The sequence below is a fragment of the Massilia eurypsychrophila genome (assembly GCF_002760655.1).
In the GTDB taxonomy this organism is placed as follows: Bacteria; Pseudomonadota; Gammaproteobacteria; order Burkholderiales; family Burkholderiaceae_D; genus JAFCUW01.
The window spans coordinates 141,188-158,152 of sequence record NZ_PDOC01000006.1; the positions used below are offsets into that span (position 1 = coordinate 141,188).

Here is a 16,965-nt window from a genome sequence, read left to right on the forward strand (position 1 = left end):
TGAACAACGGGTGTAGCGCAGCCAGTCATGTTGGTAGGTAGTAGTTTAAGGATTGCAATGAAATGTGTTGATGATTTCCGCCTGCGTCTAGGCAACAAGGAATATGTGCCAATCATGATTGGCGGCATGGGCGTCGATATTTCGACCTCGGAACTGGCGCTGGAAGTGTGCCGCCTGGGTGGTATCGGCCACATTTCCGATGCAATGGTGCAAGACGTTTCCGACCGCAAGTTCGACACGAGCTTCGTCAAGGAAAAAACCAAGACCTACAAGTTCAACATCAACAACATGGACAAGGCAGTCGTCCAGTTCGACCTGGCGCGCCTGGCCGAGGCGACGATGCTGCACGTCGGCAAGACCATGGAAGCGAAGCGTGGCGATGGCCTCATCTTCGTCAACTGCATGGAAAAGCTGACGATGAATTCGCCGAAGGAAACCTTGCGTACGCGCCTGGTGGCCGCGCTCGACGCCGGCGTCGACGGCATCACGATGTCGGCCGGCCTGCACCTCGGTTCGTTCGCGCTGATCGCCGACCACCCGCGCTTTCGCGACGCCAAGCTCGGCATCATCGTGTCGTCGGTGCGCGCGCTGCAGCTGTTCTTGCGCAAGGTAGCCAAGCTCGACCGCCTGCCCGACTACGTCATCGTCGAAGGGCCGCTCGCTGGCGGCCACCTCGGTTTCGGCCTCGACTGGGCCGATTTCGACCTGCACACCATCATGGACGAGGTGCACGCCTTCATGCGCGCCGAAAACCTGCAGATTCCGGTGATTGCGGCCGGCGGCGTATTTACCGGGTCCGATGCGGTCGGCTTCCTCGAAAAAGGCGCCGGCGCCGTGCAGGTGGCGACCCGTTTCACCATCACCCACGAATGCGGCCTGCCCGACAGCGTCAAGCAGGAGTATGTGCGCGCCACCGAAGACGACATCATCGTCAACGGCATCTCGCCGACGGGCTATCCGATGCGCATGCTCAAGAGCACGCCGGCAATTGGTTCCGGCATCCGTCCCGGCTGCGAATCCTACGGCTACCTGCTCGATGCGACCGGCAACTGTTCGTACATCAACTCGTACAACCGTGAAGTGCTGGCCAACCCGGACAGGAAAACTGTCGTGGTGATGGACAAGACCTGCCTGTGCACGCACATGCGCAACTTTAACTGCTGGACCTGCGGCCATTACACCTACCGGCTGAAGGACACGACCCACAAGCTCGCCGACGGCAAGTACCAGATCCTGTCCGCCGAGCATGTGTTCAAGGACTACCAGTTCAGCACGGACAACCAGATCGCGCTGCCCGCGCGTGAAGAAGTCGCCGCTGCGTAAGCGGCCGCTGCTCGAATCGCAGAAGGGATCGCGTCACCTGGACCGGCAGCCGCGCCGGCGCGGCGGATCTGCGCGCTGGCGCGGCCTGTCGCACGAGCATGACTGCATTCTGGTGGCACGCGACCGCACCGGCAGGACGGTCGACTTTGTCACCGGACGGGCGCCGCTGCGGCCGGCCCATCTGAAACGATGCCTGCCGAGCGTGGTCGCGGCCGATATCTTGCTGGTCACCGACGGCCATCCCGCCTATCCGGCGTTTGCGCGCGACGCGCACATCAGCCACCGCGCCGTCAACCAGTCGGCCGGCCGGCGGGTCGACGGTGCGCTGCACGTGCAGAACGTGAACGCGTATCACTTCCGCTTCAAGCAGTGGCTGCGCCGCTTCAATGGTGTGGCGAGCCGCTACCTGCCAAATTATCTAGGCTGGCGCTGAGCGATCGACGCCGACCGCATCAGTTCGCCAGAAATGCTGCTGAGATCGGCGCTCGGCGCGTTCCCCGACTTAGCGGTGACATAGCCTTTTTATTGGTCGGCCGTCATCGTCGTGCATGAACGAATGCTTGCTTCGCCTGTCCAACAAGCTTCTAACTAAGCGCAACAACAAGAACGAAGGACCCCATGCTTGCCAGTGCGCTGACGACCCGCGCCGCGTTCCTGATCGACGATGCGGGCATCATCGTCACCTGGAACCACGGCTGCGAACACCTGTTCGGCATCAGCAAAGCCGATATTGCTGACCGCCCCGCCCACTCGCTACTCACCCAGGCGAGCGGCGACGCTTTCCAGCGCCACTGGGCTTCCTTAAAATCGAGCAGCGATTCACTGGCGATTGACGTGGACCTGGCCGTCGCCGACGGCGCCGTCCGCCAGGCGGAGCTGACGCTGTCGCCGCAGCACGGGCTCGACGGGGCGTTCACCGCCTGCGTCGCCATGTTCGCGCTGCAACGCCACAGCAGCGGCGGAGAAATGATCGGCAGCATGCCCTTGCGTTCCATCATCAATGTCCTTCCGGGCACCTTCTATGTGCTGCGCAACGACTCGACTTTCGCGCTGTGGAACAAAGCGCTCGAGACCGTCACCGGCTTTAGCACCGATGACGTGCACCGCGCGCACGCCGGCGACATGTTCGACCTGACCGAACAGGCCAAGATCGCCGACAAAATACGCCACGTGTTCGAGCGCGGCGAACAGGTTTTCGTCGAGGCGAACCTGCTCAACAAGCAGGACGGCAAGGGCACGCCCTACCTGCTCACCGGCGCGCGCATCGAATGCAAGGGCGAGCACTACTTGTGCGGCATGGGACTCGACATCTCGTTGCGCCATCAGCAGGAGCAGCAGCTGCGCCTGCGCGAGCGCGCGCTGCACGCCGCCAGCAACGGCATCGTCATCACGCGCTGCAGCGGCCGCGACAATCCGATCGAATACGTCAACCCCGCGTTCGAGCGCATCACCGGCTATCGGCTCGACGAAGCGATCGGCCGCGATTCGCGCTTCATGGCCGCGCCCGGCATGGATTCGGAGGCGCGCGCGCTGCTGCGCCGCGCCATCGACGAGCGCCGCGAGGTCCACGTCACGTTCCGCAACCAGCGCAAGGATGGCGTGCTGTTCTGGAACGACCTGACCATCACCCCGGTCGCCGACGAGAAAGGCCGCATCACCCATTTCATCGGCGTCATCAACGACATCACCGCGCTCAAGCAGCGCACCGCCCTGCTCGAGCACGAAGTGCACCATGACGCGCTGACCGGCCTGGCCAACCGCACGCTGCTGTGGGACCGGCTCGACCAGGCGATCCATATGGCCCAGCGCAACAAGACGCTGGTGGCCACCGTGCTGATGGACTTGAACGGCTTCAAGAAAATCAACGACACGCTCGGCCATGAAGCCGGCGACGAAGTGCTCACCGTCGTCGCCAACCGGCTGCTGTCGTCGGTGCGCGACAGCGATACCGTGGCGCGCCTGTCGGGCGACGAATTCGTGCTCGTGCTGGTCAACCAGCCGTCGCTGCGCTTCACCTTGCGCATGGTCGAGCGCTTGCGCAACTGCATGATCCGGCCAGTCGTGTTCGGCACGCATCAGATCGCGGTCGGCGCGGCGATCGGCGTCAGCGTCTACCCGCACGACGGCGCCACCGCCTTCGAGCTGGTGCGCGCGGCCGATGTGGCGATGTACCACGCCAAGGCCACCCGCAAGAGCGACGTCCATTTCTTTTCGCAGGAAATGAAAACGACCAGCGACGCCAAGCGACTCGTCGAGAATGGCATGCGCGCCGCGGTCGACAGGGACGAACTGTTCCTGGTGTTCCAGCCGAAGATTTCGCTGCGCACCGGCCGCATCAGCGGCTTCGAGGCGCTGCTGCGCTGGCACCATCCTGAGCAGGGCGTGCTGCTGCCCTCCTCGTTCCTGCCGGAAGCGGAAGAGAACGGCATGATCGTCCCATTTGGCAACGTCGTGCTGCAGCACACCTGCGCGTTCCTGCAGCGCCTCGCCAAGGCCGGCTTCGGCCAGCTGCCGGTGTCGATCAATGTGTCGCAACGCGAATACGCGCGCGGCCGTTACGTCGACAATGTCGCCGACACGCTGGCGCGCTTCGGCATTGCGCCGTCCAGCCTGGACGTCGAAGTGCGCGAGGACGGCCTGGTCACCAACCACCTGCGCGGCGCAGAATTGCTGGCACAACTGAGCGATCTGGGCGTGCTGCGCTCGGTCGACGCGTTCGGCAACGGCTTGTCGGACCTGAACTATCTGCAGCAGTTGCCGTTGTCACATGTCAAGCTGGCGAAAATGGCGGTCCACCAGATTTCCGCCGAAACGCACTGCGGCATCATCGCCAAGAGCCTGATCGACATCGGCCACAACATGAACCTGACGGTGATTGCCGAATGCGTTGAAACGCGCGCGCAGATGAACTTCCTCAAATCGAACAATTGCGACGAAATGCAGGGCATTTATTACAAGGAGCCGCTCAGCGCCGACGCCGCCGAACAACTGCTGCGCGCCTGCGCCGCAGCCTGATGCAATCCACCCCTCCAAACGTGCAGGCTGTCGCAAACGACGCCCGCCGCCGCGCCGATTCGCTTACAGTTGCATCATCCCAACAGTGCTGACGGCGTCGGGATGCATTTTTAGCAGCACGCGGCGGCGCTAGCAGTTACACTCGCGATGCACTAATCTTCGACGCTCACGGACCACCCAATGCAAGCTAGGCGCTTCACCCCCCGCACTTTCACCAGCATCCTTGGCTGGCTGTACCGCGTTTTCGACGCCACGGCCACCTGGGTCAGCCAGCTGTCGTGGTGGAAGTTCTTCTTCTTTGCCGTCGTCGCGCTCATCGCCGGCAAGATCCTGCAGGACGAACTGTTTTCCGGCGGCGGCGAGGAAATCGTCGTGCGCACCGATCACGGGCCCAACAGCAAGGAAGAAAGCAACATCCTGATCGACGAGAGCGGCATCCGGTTCAGCTCGCGCGCCAAGGCCAAAGCGACGGTCGAGCCGCCCACCGATGCCGAACTGCCGGTGCCGCCGGTCGCACCGGCCACGCCGGTGCCGCCGGTGCGCGCCGGCAGCGGCGAAGTCCACATTCCGCTGCCGCCGCAGATTGGCGAGGAGCTGTCGAACGCGATCGAGACGGCCGTCAACGAAGCGGCCGAAGCGAAAGTGACGCGCTACCACAAGCAGGCCTCGACCTGGTTCAACAGTTTCGTGTCGCTGCTGGTGCTGGCCCTGTTCGCCACCAAGGCGCTGGTCGGCGGCAAGAAGCGCGCCGAAGCGCTGACCCAGACCGCCAACGCCGCGGTCGAACGCGAATCGATGCAGCGCCAGCTGTCGGAAGCGAAGATGCAGATGATGCAGGCGCAGGTCGAGCCGCACTTCCTGTTCAACACGCTCGCCTCGGTCGAGCACCTGATCGAGACCGACCCGCCGCGCGCCTCGGCGATGCAGCGCAGCCTGATCCAGTACCTGCGCGCGGTGCTGCCGCAAATGCGCGACAACGTCGTCGTCACCAACCTCGGGCGCGAAGTCGACATGGTCAAGGCCTACCTGAGCCTGCTCAAGATGCGCATGGAAGAACGCCTGACGGTCGACCTGCGCATTCCCGACGAGCTGCGCAGCGCCGCCTTCCCGCCGATGATGCTGCAGTCGATGGTCGAGAACGCGATCAAGCACGGCCTCGAGTGCAAACCGGAGGGCGGCACCTTGAAAATTTCCGCCGAAGTGGCCGGCAACACGCTGCGCGTCATCGTCGCCGACGACGGCGTCGGCTTCGGCGTGGTGCCCAGCAACGGCACCGGCCTCGGCCTGCCGACCATCCGCGAACGGCTCAAGCTGCTCCACGGCGACCAGGGTCATCTGCACATCGCCGCCAATTCGCCAAGCGGCGTCATCGCCACGGTCGAAGTGCCGTACCAGACGTCGCAGCCGACCAGGTAGCCGACGTAACGATTGATTAATGCGCCGATTCGTTGAATAATTGGCATCCACCTCTCCAGCCCAACCGACTATGCCAACTGCAATTATTGCCGACGACGAAAGATTGATGCGCGACCAGCTGCGTATGCGCCTGCACCAGGTATGGCCCGAACTGGAAATTGTCGGCGAAGCTAAAAACGGCGAAGAGGCTGTTGAGCTCGTCACCCAGCTCAAGCCCGACCTGACCTTCCTCGACATCCGCATGCCTGGCATCACCGGCATGGAAGCGGCGCGCCAGATCGGCAGCCAGAGCAACATCGTCTTCGTCACCGCCTACGACCAGTACGCGGTCGAAGCGTTCGAGCGCGGCGCGGTCGATTACGTGCTCAAGCCGCCCGAGCAGGAGCGCCTGCAGCTGACGGTCGACCGCCTCAAGGAGCGCCTCGCCAAGCCGAAGGCCGCCGCGGTGGTCAGCGACAGCGTCACCCAGATGCTGTCGCAGCTGGCCGAAAAGATGGCCGCGCCCAAGCCGGCCTACCTGCAGTGGATCCAGGCCAGCATCGGCCAGGACCTGCGCATGATTCCGGTCGAGGACATCCTGTTTTTCCGTTCCGACGAAAAGTACACCTGCGTGCAGACCGAGAAATTCGAAGCCTTGATCCGCAAGCCCGTGCGCGACCTGGCCGAGGAGCTCGATCCATCGCTGTTCTGGCAGATCCACCGCGCCACCCTGGTCAACGTCAACGCCATCGAAGGCGTCACGCGCGACATCCGCGGCCGCCACCTGGTGCTCATCAAGGGCAAGTCCGACAAGCTCGAAGTGAGCCGCAGCTTCCTGCACCTGTTCAAGCAAATGTAACCGAGGGGGTCTGACGGGGACGCCGAGTCCCGTTTTTTCTTTTAATAGAAAAATCGGGTCTGCCCCCTGCGCCGCCTCAAGGCCATCACCGCCACCGCGCCGTAAGGTAAGCGCCGGGCCCGCATCCGCGAGCCATCACCGGCAAGCACGCCAATGTTTCGACTCATCAAGCCACTATTTCGCGGCCCCGGCCCGGCCATGCTGCTGCTCGGCCTGGCCGCCGGCAGCACCCTGGCGCGCCGCCGCCGCGCCGCCCGCCTCGCCCACGAGCACGGCGACCAGATCATCGAGCACGCCAGCGATGCCATCATCTCCACCGACGCCGACTACGCCATCCTGATGGCGAACCCGTCGGCGGCGGCGATGTTCGGCTCCACCGTCGAGGCCATGCAAGGCAGCGCGCTGTCGCGCTTCATCACGCCGCAGCCGAGCGTGGGCGACGGCGGCGTCGCCTATTTCGGCGATGGCGGCCGGGTCGGCCGGCGCGCCACCGATTACGCCGTCAGCGGCATTCGCGGCGGCGGCGAAACGTTCCCGCTGGAAGGCTCGGTGTCGACCGTGATGGAAGGCGACACGCCGATCCACACCATCATCGTGCGCGACGTCTCCGGTCGCCACCAGGTGCAGGATAAGCTGACCCGCTCGCACGCCCAGCTGCGCCAGCTGTCGGCCGCGCTGCAGACCATCCGCGAAGAAGAACGCACCCACATCGCCCGTGAGCTGCATGACGACCTCGGCCAGTTGCTGGCCGCGCTGCGCATGGACCTGTCGCTGCTGCAGCAACAGGAAACCGGCGACGCCGCCGCGCGCCTGATCCGCGGCATGGAGCAGAACCTGCTCACCGCCATCACCTCGCTGCGCCGCATCGCCACCAACCTGCGCCCGCGCTCGCTCGACGAAGGCGGCCTGTTCTTCGCGCTGCAAGGCCTGCGCGACGATTTCGTCGAACGCTACGGCATTGCCTGCACCTTGTACGCCGACGAAGTCGAACTGCGACTTGGCAACGCCGCCAGTACGGCGATCTTCCGCATCGTGCAGGAGGCGCTGACCAATATCGCCCGCCACGCCAACGCCAGCAACGTCACCATCACGCTGTACCGCGTCGACGGCGAGGTGCTGCTGACGGTGCGCGACGACGGCCGCGGCATCGCCGCCGCCGACATGGAAAAGGCCCAGTCGCTCGGCCTGGTGGGCATGCGCGAACGCGTGTGGGCGATGGACGGCGACATCACCATCAGTTCGGACGAACCACCCGGCACCCGCATCGACATCGTGCTGCCGTTGCCAAAGCCGGCCGAGCACGCATAACAGCGCCGGCCGAAATCCCCGGTTGTCTCCGAAATGCCGCATGTCATCAAGATGACATATGGGTTCGATAAGATCCCGGTCGATCATGAGTATTCATCGTCAACCAACAATCTTGTTGCTTACTTTCTGGAGATCTACATGCAATTCAAACGCCTGGCAGTTGCCCTCGTCGTGTCCGCCCCAATGCTGGCCGCAGCGCAATCGAACGTCACCGTTTACGGCACCATGGACGCTTCCATCGGGGTCCAGGACACCGGCGCGAATGGCGAAAAAAGCCAAACGGTCATCAACTCCGGCAACCAGTCGAGCAGCCGCCTCGGCTTTCGCGGCACGGAAGACCTCGGCAACGGCCTGAAAGCGCTGTTCAACGTCGAAGCCGGCCTGGCGCTCGACACCGGCGTCGGCGACTCGGCCCTGTTCGGCCGCCGCTCGGTGGTCGGCCTGCAGGGTTCGTTCGGCACCGTCACCGTCGGCCGCGAATACACGCCGATCTCGTTCATCGCCGGCGGCTCGGACATCTTCGGCCAGGGCTTCTACGGCAGCAACTTGTCGGCCTTCACCTCCAACCGCCTGACCCGCCGCGTCAGCAACTCGGTCAACTACAAGACCACGCAGATGAGCGGCTTCACCGGCAGCGCCAGCTTCAGCGCCGGCGAACGCACCGTCGAGCCTTCTGGCGACCTGATGGGTGTGGCGCTTGAATATGCCAATAGCGGGCTGTTCCTCGGCGCAGGCTACCAGGTGATCGAGCGCCTGGCTGCCGGCGACGACAAGGAATACGCGTTCGGCGCCGCCTACAAATTCGGCACCGTCGAAGTCAAGGGCAACTTCCTGGTCGGCGACCAGGTCGGCAACAACAACAAGTTCGAGCAAGCCAACATTGGCGCGGCGATGACGTTCGGCGCCGGCAAGGCCTTCGTCAACCTGCAGCAGAACAAGTTCGAAAACGGCGCCAAGGGCAACGGCTTCGCGATTGCCTACAGCTACTCGTTGTCGAAGCGCACCAACCTGTACACCAGCTACGCGTCGATGCGCAACAACGGCCTGGCCACCTTCGGCCTGAACTCGTCGAGCACCAACGTGACGCCGGTCGCTACCGCACTGGGCGCCGATCCTACCGTCTTCAACGTCGGCGTGCGCCATACGTTCTAATCAAGGTTCGGTGCAACACGCAAAAGGGCTGGCCATTTGGCCAGCCCTTTTTTTCATCAATTGCTCGCGCTCTATTTCAGGCGGCAGGTCAGCATCCAGTAATATTCGAGCCGCGTGATGCGGATCTCGCGCACCGACGACGCCAGCTTCTTGCGCAGCGCGCTGTCGGACGGATACGTCTTCGGAATTTCATAACGCTCGCCATCGGGCGCCACGCGGATATGGTAGGTGTTGCCTTCCAGGTCGGTGCGCGCAACCGTCTCGCTGCTGCCTTCCACATACACATCATCGAGCAGCACCAGCACCACATCGCCGACCTTGCTGCGCACGTGCGCAAGGAATTTTTCCTGCTGCTCGCGCTTGACGTGCGACCACCAGAAGCCGATGAACACGGCGGTATAGCCGCCGATGTCGTCCGGCAGGTTCCAGGCGTCGGCGACGCGGAACTGCACCTTGTCGGCCGGCAGTACGCGCGCATTTGCCAGCGCGATCATTTCCGGATTGATGTCGGTAGCCACTACCGAGTCGGCACTGTCGGCAATGATGCTGGTCCAGTAGCCGGTGCCGCAGGCAAGTTCGAGCACCACGTGGCCACGCAGCGCCTCGGCAACGTGGCTGCGCATGGCGGCCAGGTCGGCCTGGCGTTCGGGCTTGTCGTACACCAGGTCATGGCTGGAAGCGCTCTTGGCGTAAAACTGTGCGGATTGTTCAGTAATCATGATTTTCTTATTAATGCTTTAGAGCTCGTAGGTTTCTTTCGCGCCGCTCATGGCCGACTCGACCATTTTGCGGTTCAGGGTCGGCGCCAGCAGCTCGATGAAGGTATAGATATAACTGCGCAGGTAGGCGCCCTGCTTGACCGCCACGCGCGACACATTCATGCCGAACAGGTGGCCGACCGGAATTGCGCGCAGGTTCTTGTCGCGCTCGGGATCGAACGCCATCCCCGCTATGATACCAATGCCCATGCCAAGTTCGACATAAGTCTTGATGACGTCGGCGTCGATCGCCTCGAGCAGCACGTCCGGTTTCAGCGCGCGCAGGCCGAACGCGTGGTCGATCTTGCTGCGCCCTGCAAAGGCGGTGTCGTACGTGATCAGCGGATACGTGGCGATTTCTTCCAGCGACACCGCTTTCGAGCGCAGCAGCGGATGGTCGGGCGGCACCACGACGACGTGCTCCCATTGGTAGCACGGCAACGTGATCAGCCCATCGATGCCGGCGATCGATTCGGTGGCGATCGCCAGGTCGGCCTGGTCGCCCTTGACCATCTCGGCGATCTGGCGCGGATTTCCTTGCAACAAAGACAAGCGTACCTTCGGATAGCGCAGCATGAACGCCTGCACCACCTTCGGCAGGATGTAGCGCGCCTGGGTGTGCGTAGTGGCAATGGTGAAGCTGCCGCTGTCCTGCGCCGCGTATTCCTTGCCGATGCGCTTGAGGCTTTCGATCTCCTGCATGATCAGCTCGACCGACTGGAGCACCAGGCGGCCCGGCTCGGTCAGCCCGCGGATACGCTTGCCGTGCCTTGTAAAAATATCAACACCGAGTTCTTCCTCCAGCTCAATAATGGCCTTGGACACGCCCGGCTGCGACGTGAACAAGGCCTTGGCCGCGTCGGTCAGGTTGTAATTCTGGCGTACCGCTTCGCGCACGAAGCGCAGTTGGTGGAGGTTCATTGGGTGTTCTTTAGATAATTTTCTGCATGCAACAGCACGCAACAAGCGCATTTTATAAGAATGCTTATGCCGGATACGAATATAAGCAAATAAATACTCAGTAGTTTGGAATAAAGGCAGAGTTTAATACCATAGGGACTAGTTTGGGGCTCCAAGCGCCTTTTAGGAACCGATCATATGTACCGCTATGACCAGTACGACCATCTCATCGTCCGCGAGCGTATCGCCCAGTACCGCGACCAGGTGCAGCGCCGCCTCAGCGACGAACTGAGCGAAAACGAATTTCTGCCGCTGCGCCTGCAAAACGGCCTGTACATGCAGCGCCACGCCTACATGCTGCGCATCGCGGTGCCATACGGCCTGCTGGCATCGAAGCAGATGCGCATGTTCGGCCACATCGCCCGCAAGTACGACCGCGGCTACGGCCACTTCACCACGCGCCAGAACATCCAGTTCAACTGGATCGAGCTCGAACAGACGCCCGACATCCTCACCGAGCTCGCCTCGGTCGAAATGCACGCGATCCAGACGTCCGGCAACTGCATCCGCAACACCACCTCCGATCCGTTCGCCGGCGTCGCCTTCGATGAAATCATCGATCCGCGCCCGTTCGCCGAGATCTTGCGCCAGTGGAGCACCTTCCACCCCGAATTCATCGCATTGCCGCGCAAGTTCAAGGTCGCCATCAACGGCGCCGAGAAAGACCGCGCCGCCATCGCCGTGCACGACATCGGCCTGACGATGGTGCGCAATGAGGCCGGCGAAGTCGGCTTCAAGTTCATGGCCGGCGGCGGCATGGGCCGCACGCCGATCCTCGGCAGCGTGATCCGCGACTTCCTGCCGTGGCAGCACATGCTGACCTACACCGAAGCGGTCATGCGCGTCTATAACCTGTACGGCCGGCGCGACAACAAGTACAAGGCGCGCATCAAGATCCTGCTCAAGGCCCTCGGCGTCGAAGAATTCACCCGCCAGGTCGAAGCCGAATGGGCCGACCTGAAGGACAACGAAGAGACCCTCACCGCTGAAGAACTGGCGCGCGTCTCCGCCTACTTCACGGCGCCTGCCTACGCGTCGCTGCCTGACGTCGACCCGGCCGCCGGCCACGAAGACAGCAAGCCATTCGCCAACTGGCTGGCGCGCAACATCCACCCGCACAAGATGCCGGGTTACGCGTCGGTCATCCTGTCGCTGAAAAAAACCGGCGTGCCGCCCGGCGACGCCACCGCCGAGCAGATGGATTTCATGGCCGACCTGGCCGACCGCTACAGCTTCGGCGAACTGCGCGTCACCCACGAGCAGAACATCGTGCTCGCCGACGTCGAGCAATCGCGCCTGTTCGCCCTGTGGACCGAAATCAAGGCGCGTGGCCTGGCCACGCCCAACATCGGCCTCCTGACCGACATGATCTGCTGCCCCGGCGGCGACTTCTGCTCGCTGGCCAACGCCAAGTCGCTGCCGATCGCCGCGGCCATCGCCGAGCGCTTCGACAACCTCGACTTCCAGCACGACATCGGCGAGATCGAACTCAATATCTCCGGCTGCATCAACGCCTGCGGTCACCACCACGTCGGCTCGATCGGCGTGCTCGGTGTCGACAAGGACGGCGCCGAGTGGTACCAGGTGTCGATCGGCGGCGCGCAGGGCAATGCGCCGGCCATCGGCAAGATCATCGGGCCGTCGTTCTCGGCGCTGCAAATGCCCGAGGTGATCGACCGCCTGCTGCAGGTCTACGTGCGCAACCGGATCGAAGGCGAACATTTTGTGGACACCGCGCAGCGCCTCGGCATCGCGCCTTTCAAGGAACACGTCTACGCCACCCCTATCGTGGCCGGCAACCTGGTTGGAGAAGACCACTATGCTTGAATCCCACAGCCAGATCATCAAGGGCCGTGAAGTCGTCGCCGACGACTGGAGCGTGCTGCGCCTGGAGCCGGAGGATCCCTCCGGCGCCGACTCGCCAGATGTCGTTATCGTCCCCGAAGGGAAAATCATCGTGCCGCTGGCCGTGTGGCTGGCGCAGCACGACGCCCTGGCCGCGCGTACTGCGGTCGGCGTCTGGATTGGTGCCGATGAAAGCGCCGACGTCATCAAGGGCGAACTTGATCGCTTCGCCGTCGTCGCCATCGACTTCCCGAAATTTACCGATGGCCGCGGCTACTCGATTGCCTACAACCTGCGCAAGCGCCTGCGTTATGCGGGCGAACTGCGCGCCATCGGCGACGTCCTGCGCGACCAGCTGTTCTCGATGCACCGCGTCGGCTTCGACGCCTACGCAACGCGCCCGGACCGCGACATCCACGATGCGCTCAAGGGCCTGACCGTGTTCAGCGAAACCTACCAGGCCTCGGTCGACCAGGACCTGCCGCTGTACCGCCGCGCCGTGCGCGACGTGCGCGTCGAGAACACCGACGTCGGCTACGGCATCTAGGAGCGGCGCATGAATGACATCACGAATGGCCTGCCAAACCGCCTGCCGTCGCTCGTCGCCGACACCCAGGCCACGCTCGATCGCATCGCGCGCGACTTCTCGCCCGCCGTGTTCGCGTCCAGCCTGGCCGCCGAAGACATGGTGCTGACCGACCTCATTTTAAGAGCCGGCCTGCCGATCGGGATCTTCTCGCTCGATACCGGGCGCCTGCACCCGGAAACGCTGGCCGTGGTCGATGCCGTCAAGGCGCGCTACGGCTACGACATCGCACTGTTCCACCCGAACCAGCAGGCGGTCGACCAGTACGTCGCCGCCAATGGCATCAACGCTTTCTACGACAGCATCGAGATGCGCCGCTCGTGCTGCGGCATCCGCAAGGTCGAGCCGCTCGGGCGCGCCCTCGCCGGCAACCGCGCCTGGGTCACCGGCCAGCGCCGCGCCCAGTCGACCACGCGCGCCGAACTGGCCATCGAAGAGATCGACGCCGCGCACGGCATGACCAAGTTCAATCCACTGGCCGACTGGTCGGAGGACGACGTCTGGCAGTACCTGCGCGACAACCAGGTGCCGTACAACGCGCTGCACGACCAGGGCTTCCCGTCGATCGGCTGCGCCCCGTGCACCCGCGCCGTACAGCCCGGCGAAGACGTGCGCGCCGGCCGCTGGTGGTGGGAAAACCCCGACTCCAAGGAATGCGGCCTGCACATGGTCGACGGCAAACTGATTCGCATTAAATCCGTGGCAGCGTAAGCCACCACCACAAGGCATCGCCAATGAACACACTTACCGACTCCCTGCCCTCGCTCTCCGACGTGATGAACGCGCGCCACCTCGACACGCTCGAATCCGAAGCGATCCACATCATGCGCGAAGTCGCGGCCGAATGCGCCAACCCTGCCCTGCTGTTCTCGGGCGGGAAAGACTCGGTGGTGCTGCTGCGCCTGGCCGAAAAGGCCTTCCGCCCCGGTAAATTCCCGTTCCCGCTGGTGCACATCGATACCGGCCACAATTTCGACGAAGTGATCGCCTTCCGCGACAAGCGCGCCGCCGAACTTGGCGAGCGCCTCATCGTCGGCTCGGTCGAAGACTCGATCAAGCGCGGCACCGTACGGCTGCGCAATCCCGCCACCGACTCGCGCAACGCGGCGCAGGCGGTGACCCTGCTCGAGACCATCGCCGAATACAAGTTCGACGCCTGCATCGGCGGCGCGCGGCGCGATGAAGAAAAGGCGCGCGCCAAGGAGCGCATCTTCTCCTTCCGCGACGAATTCGGCCAGTGGGATCCGAAGGCCCAGCGCCCGGAACTCTGGGACCTGTATAACACGCGCGTTCACCCGGGCGAGAACATGCGCGTGTTCCCGATCTCGAACTGGACCGAGCTCGATGTGTGGCTCTACATCCAGCGCGAAAAGCTCGAACTGCCGCCGATCTACTTTGCGCACGAGCGCCAGGTCATTGCGCGCAACGGCCTCTTGGTGCCGCTGACCGACCTGACGCCGGCGCGCGACGGCGAAACCGTCGAGACCCAGGTCGTGCGCTTTCGCACCGTCGGCGACATCTCCTGCACCTGCCCGGTGTCGTCGACCGCGTCGACTGTTGAAGCGATCATCGCCGAAACGGCCATCACGCAGATCACCGAACGCGGCGCCACCCGGATGGACGACCAGACTTCCGAAGCATCGATGGAAAAACGCAAGAAAGCAGGATACTTCTGATGAACGCCCGCATTGACACCACCTCTGAAAAACTCACTGAACGCGGCCTGCTGCGCTTCATTACTGCCGGCTCGGTAGACGACGGCAAGAGCACCTTGATCGGCCGCCTGCTGTTCGACAGCAAAGGCATCTTCGCCGACCAGCTCGACGCGATGTCGCGCTCGAAGCACAAGCGCACCGTCGGCGACGCCGTCGACCTGTCGCTGCTGACCGACGGCCTCGAAGCCGAACGCGAACAGGGCATCACCATCGACGTCGCCTACCGCTACTTCGCCACGCCCAAGCGCAAGTTCATCATCGCCGACACGCCGGGCCACGAGCAATACACCCGCAACATGGTGACCGGCGCCTCGACCGCGGACGCGGTGATCATCCTGGTCGACGTTTCCAAGGTCAAGCTGCGCGAGGACGGCGGTGTCGACCTGCTGATCCAGACCAAGCGCCACTCGACCATCGCCCACCTGCTCAAGATCGAACACATCGTCGTTGCCGTCAACAAGATGGACCTGGTCGACTACGACCAGCAAGTCTACGACCGCATCGTCAAGGCTTACCGCGAGTTCGCCGCCACGCTGGGACTGAAGGACATCACGCCGATCCCGCTGTCCGCCCTGTCCGGCGACAACGTGGTGGCGCCGAGCGAGAAGATGGCCTGGTACCAGGGCCCGACCCTGATCGAGCTGCTCGAATCGCTGTCGGTGTACGACGAATCGCACCATGCGCCGTTCCGCTTCCCGGTCCAGCTGGTGGCGCGCCACAACGGCCACGAGGCGGACGACTTCCGCGGCTACATGGGCCGCATCGAAGCGGGCATGGTCAGCGTCGGCGACAAGCTGGTGGTGCAGCCGTCCGGCAAAGTAGCGACGGTCAAGGACATCCTGACCCTGGAAGGCTCGCACGCTTCGGCGGTGGTCGGCCAGTCGATCACCCTGCTGCTGGGCGAACACCTCGACATCTCGCGCGGCGACCTGCTGGCCGGCGCCGCGCAGCCGGCCACCCTGCTCAAGAACGTGGTGGCCGACGTCTGCTGGATGTCGGACGAGCCGCTCGACGTGCGCCGCAAGTACTGGATCAAGCACGGCACCCGCCAGACCGCTGCCAAGGTCACGAAAGTCGACACGCTACTGGACATTAACACCCAGCAGCGCCATCCGGCCGAAGGGCTTAAACTGAACGACATCGCCCGCATCGGCCTGACGGTGCAGCAGCCGCTGGCGGCCGACGCCTACGACGACATCCGCGCCACCGGCGCCTTCATCCTGATCGACGAAGTGACGCACCAGACGGTCGCAGCCGGCATGATCCGTCTCGACGCTTAAGGAGCACAGCATGAAAGCACTCGGCAAAGTCTATCTGATCGGCGCAGGCCCCGGCGCCCAGGACCTCATCACGCTGCGCGGTGCGCGCCTGCTGGCGCTTGCCGACGTGGTGCTGCACGACGCGCTGGTGACGCCCGAGATGCTCGAGTTGTGCCCGCAGGCGGTGAAGGTCGCGGTCGGCAAACGCTGCGGCAAGCTGTCGACCGCGCAGGCATTCATCAACAAGCAGATGCTCGATTGCGCCAAGAAATATGCGCTGGTGGTGCGGCTCAAGGGCGGCGACCCGATGCTGTTCGGCCGCGCCGACGAAGAGCTGCGCGCGTTGGAAGGCGCCGGCGTCGAGGTCGAAGTCGTCCCTGGCATCACCACCGCGCTGGCGGCGGCGGCGGCGACCAAGCAGCCGCTGACCAAGCGTGGCGTCTCGCGCAGCGTTGCCTTCTTCACGTCCAGCACCGCGCCGGAACATGCCGACCAGGTCAAGGTGCCCGACACCGACACGCTGGTGCAGTACATGGGCGGGCGCGAGGCGATCGTCACGGCGCAGCGCATGCTCGACCAGGGCTGGCGCCCGGACACGCCGGTGGTGGTGATTGAAAACTGCAGCCGTGCCGACCAGCGCATCTCGCGCCTGACTTTGGCGACCCTGGCGCGCGGCTTGGGCGAAGCGCGCGGCCCGGTCCTGGTCATGCTGGGCGACGCCCTGCAAATGCGCGAGCATCAGCAGTCCGACACCGAAGAAGAAGCAGTACGCCTGACCGCCTGAGACGGT

At 63.8% G+C, this 16,965-nt stretch carries 14 protein-coding genes and 1 pseudogene; 13 read left to right on the forward strand and 2 right to left on the reverse strand.

Annotation, left to right across the window (positions count from 1 at the left end):
- Positions 1-57 precede the first annotated feature (57 nt).
- The 7 genes and pseudogenes from CR105_RS12375 (at position 58) to CR105_RS12405 (ending at position 9,052) form a co-directional block, all read left to right on the forward strand.
- The gene (locus CR105_RS12375) at positions 58-1,323 is read left to right on the forward strand and encodes a nitronate monooxygenase (RefSeq protein WP_099788760.1); all 1,266 of its coding nucleotides are present in this window, start codon (positions 58-60) and stop codon (positions 1,321-1,323) included.
- 7 nt (positions 1,324-1,330) lie between these two features.
- Positions 1,331-1,840, forward strand: a pseudogene (locus CR105_RS12380) (IS1595 family transposase); the annotation flags it as partial.
- A 101-nt stretch (positions 1,841-1,941) separates the two neighbouring features.
- On the forward strand, positions 1,942-4,338 hold the full coding sequence (locus CR105_RS12385; RefSeq protein WP_099788762.1) for a sensor domain-containing protein: 2,397 nt from the start codon (positions 1,942-1,944) through the stop codon (positions 4,336-4,338).
- A gap of 180 nt (positions 4,339-4,518) precedes the next feature.
- Positions 4,519-5,754 carry a sensor histidine kinase gene (locus tag CR105_RS12390; protein WP_099788763.1) on the forward strand — a complete coding sequence of 412 codons (1,236 nt, stop codon included), beginning with the start codon at positions 4,519-4,521 and terminating at the stop codon, positions 5,752-5,754.
- 70 nt (positions 5,755-5,824) lie between these two features.
- On the forward strand, positions 5,825-6,592 hold the full coding sequence (locus CR105_RS12395) for a LytR/AlgR family response regulator transcription factor (RefSeq protein ID WP_099788764.1): 768 nt from the start codon (positions 5,825-5,827) through the stop codon (positions 6,590-6,592).
- Between the two features lie 153 nt (positions 6,593-6,745).
- Complete coding sequence (locus CR105_RS12400) at positions 6,746-7,900, forward strand: PAS domain-containing sensor histidine kinase (protein WP_099788765.1); 1,155 nt, start codon at positions 6,746-6,748, stop codon at positions 7,898-7,900.
- 138 nt (positions 7,901-8,038) lie between these two features.
- Positions 8,039-9,052 (forward strand): porin, encoded by a 1,014-nt coding sequence (locus CR105_RS12405; RefSeq protein ID WP_099788897.1) that lies wholly within the window; start codon positions 8,039-8,041, stop codon positions 9,050-9,052.
- 71 nt (positions 9,053-9,123) lie between these two features.
- Here CR105_RS12405 and CR105_RS12410 read toward each other — a convergent pair whose 3' ends face one another.
- Both CR105_RS12410 and CR105_RS12415 read right to left on the reverse strand, forming a co-directional pair.
- Positions 9,124-9,771, reverse strand: coding sequence for a class I SAM-dependent methyltransferase (locus tag CR105_RS12410; RefSeq protein ID WP_099788766.1), 648 nt, complete (start codon positions 9,769-9,771; stop codon positions 9,124-9,126).
- An 18-nt stretch (positions 9,772-9,789) separates the two neighbouring features.
- Positions 9,790-10,731 carry a CysB family HTH-type transcriptional regulator gene (locus CR105_RS12415; protein ID WP_099788767.1) on the reverse strand — a complete coding sequence of 314 codons (942 nt, stop codon included), beginning with the start codon at positions 10,729-10,731 and terminating at the stop codon, positions 9,790-9,792.
- Between the two features lie 177 nt (positions 10,732-10,908).
- Between CR105_RS12415 and CR105_RS12420 the strand changes: the two genes are divergently transcribed.
- From CR105_RS12420 to cobA, 6 genes are read left to right on the forward strand one after another with little or no spacing between them, the layout of a single operon-like run.
- The gene (locus CR105_RS12420; protein ID WP_099788768.1) at positions 10,909-12,597 is read left to right on the forward strand and encodes a nitrite/sulfite reductase; all 1,689 of its coding nucleotides are present in this window, start codon (positions 10,909-10,911) and stop codon (positions 12,595-12,597) included.
- Complete coding sequence (locus CR105_RS12425; protein WP_099788769.1) at positions 12,590-13,162, forward strand: DUF934 domain-containing protein; 573 nt, start codon at positions 12,590-12,592, stop codon at positions 13,160-13,162. The genes CR105_RS12420 and CR105_RS12425 overlap by 8 nt, the downstream gene beginning before the upstream one ends.
- 9 nt (positions 13,163-13,171) lie before the next feature.
- Positions 13,172-13,912, forward strand: a complete 741-nt coding sequence (locus tag CR105_RS12430; protein ID WP_099788770.1) for a phosphoadenylyl-sulfate reductase — start codon at positions 13,172-13,174, stop codon at positions 13,910-13,912.
- 23 nt (positions 13,913-13,935) lie between these two features.
- The gene (gene cysD, locus CR105_RS12435) at positions 13,936-14,877 is read left to right on the forward strand and encodes a sulfate adenylyltransferase subunit CysD (RefSeq protein WP_099788771.1); all 942 of its coding nucleotides are present in this window, start codon (positions 13,936-13,938) and stop codon (positions 14,875-14,877) included.
- Positions 14,877-16,196, forward strand: coding sequence for a sulfate adenylyltransferase subunit 1 (locus CR105_RS12440; protein ID WP_099788772.1), 1,320 nt, complete (start codon positions 14,877-14,879; stop codon positions 16,194-16,196). The genes cysD and CR105_RS12440 overlap by 1 nt, the downstream gene beginning before the upstream one ends.
- 10 nt (positions 16,197-16,206) lie before the next feature.
- Positions 16,207-16,959 (forward strand): uroporphyrinogen-III C-methyltransferase, encoded by a 753-nt coding sequence (gene cobA / locus CR105_RS12445; protein WP_099788773.1) that lies wholly within the window; start codon positions 16,207-16,209, stop codon positions 16,957-16,959.
- Positions 16,960-16,965: the final 6 nt, after the last annotated feature.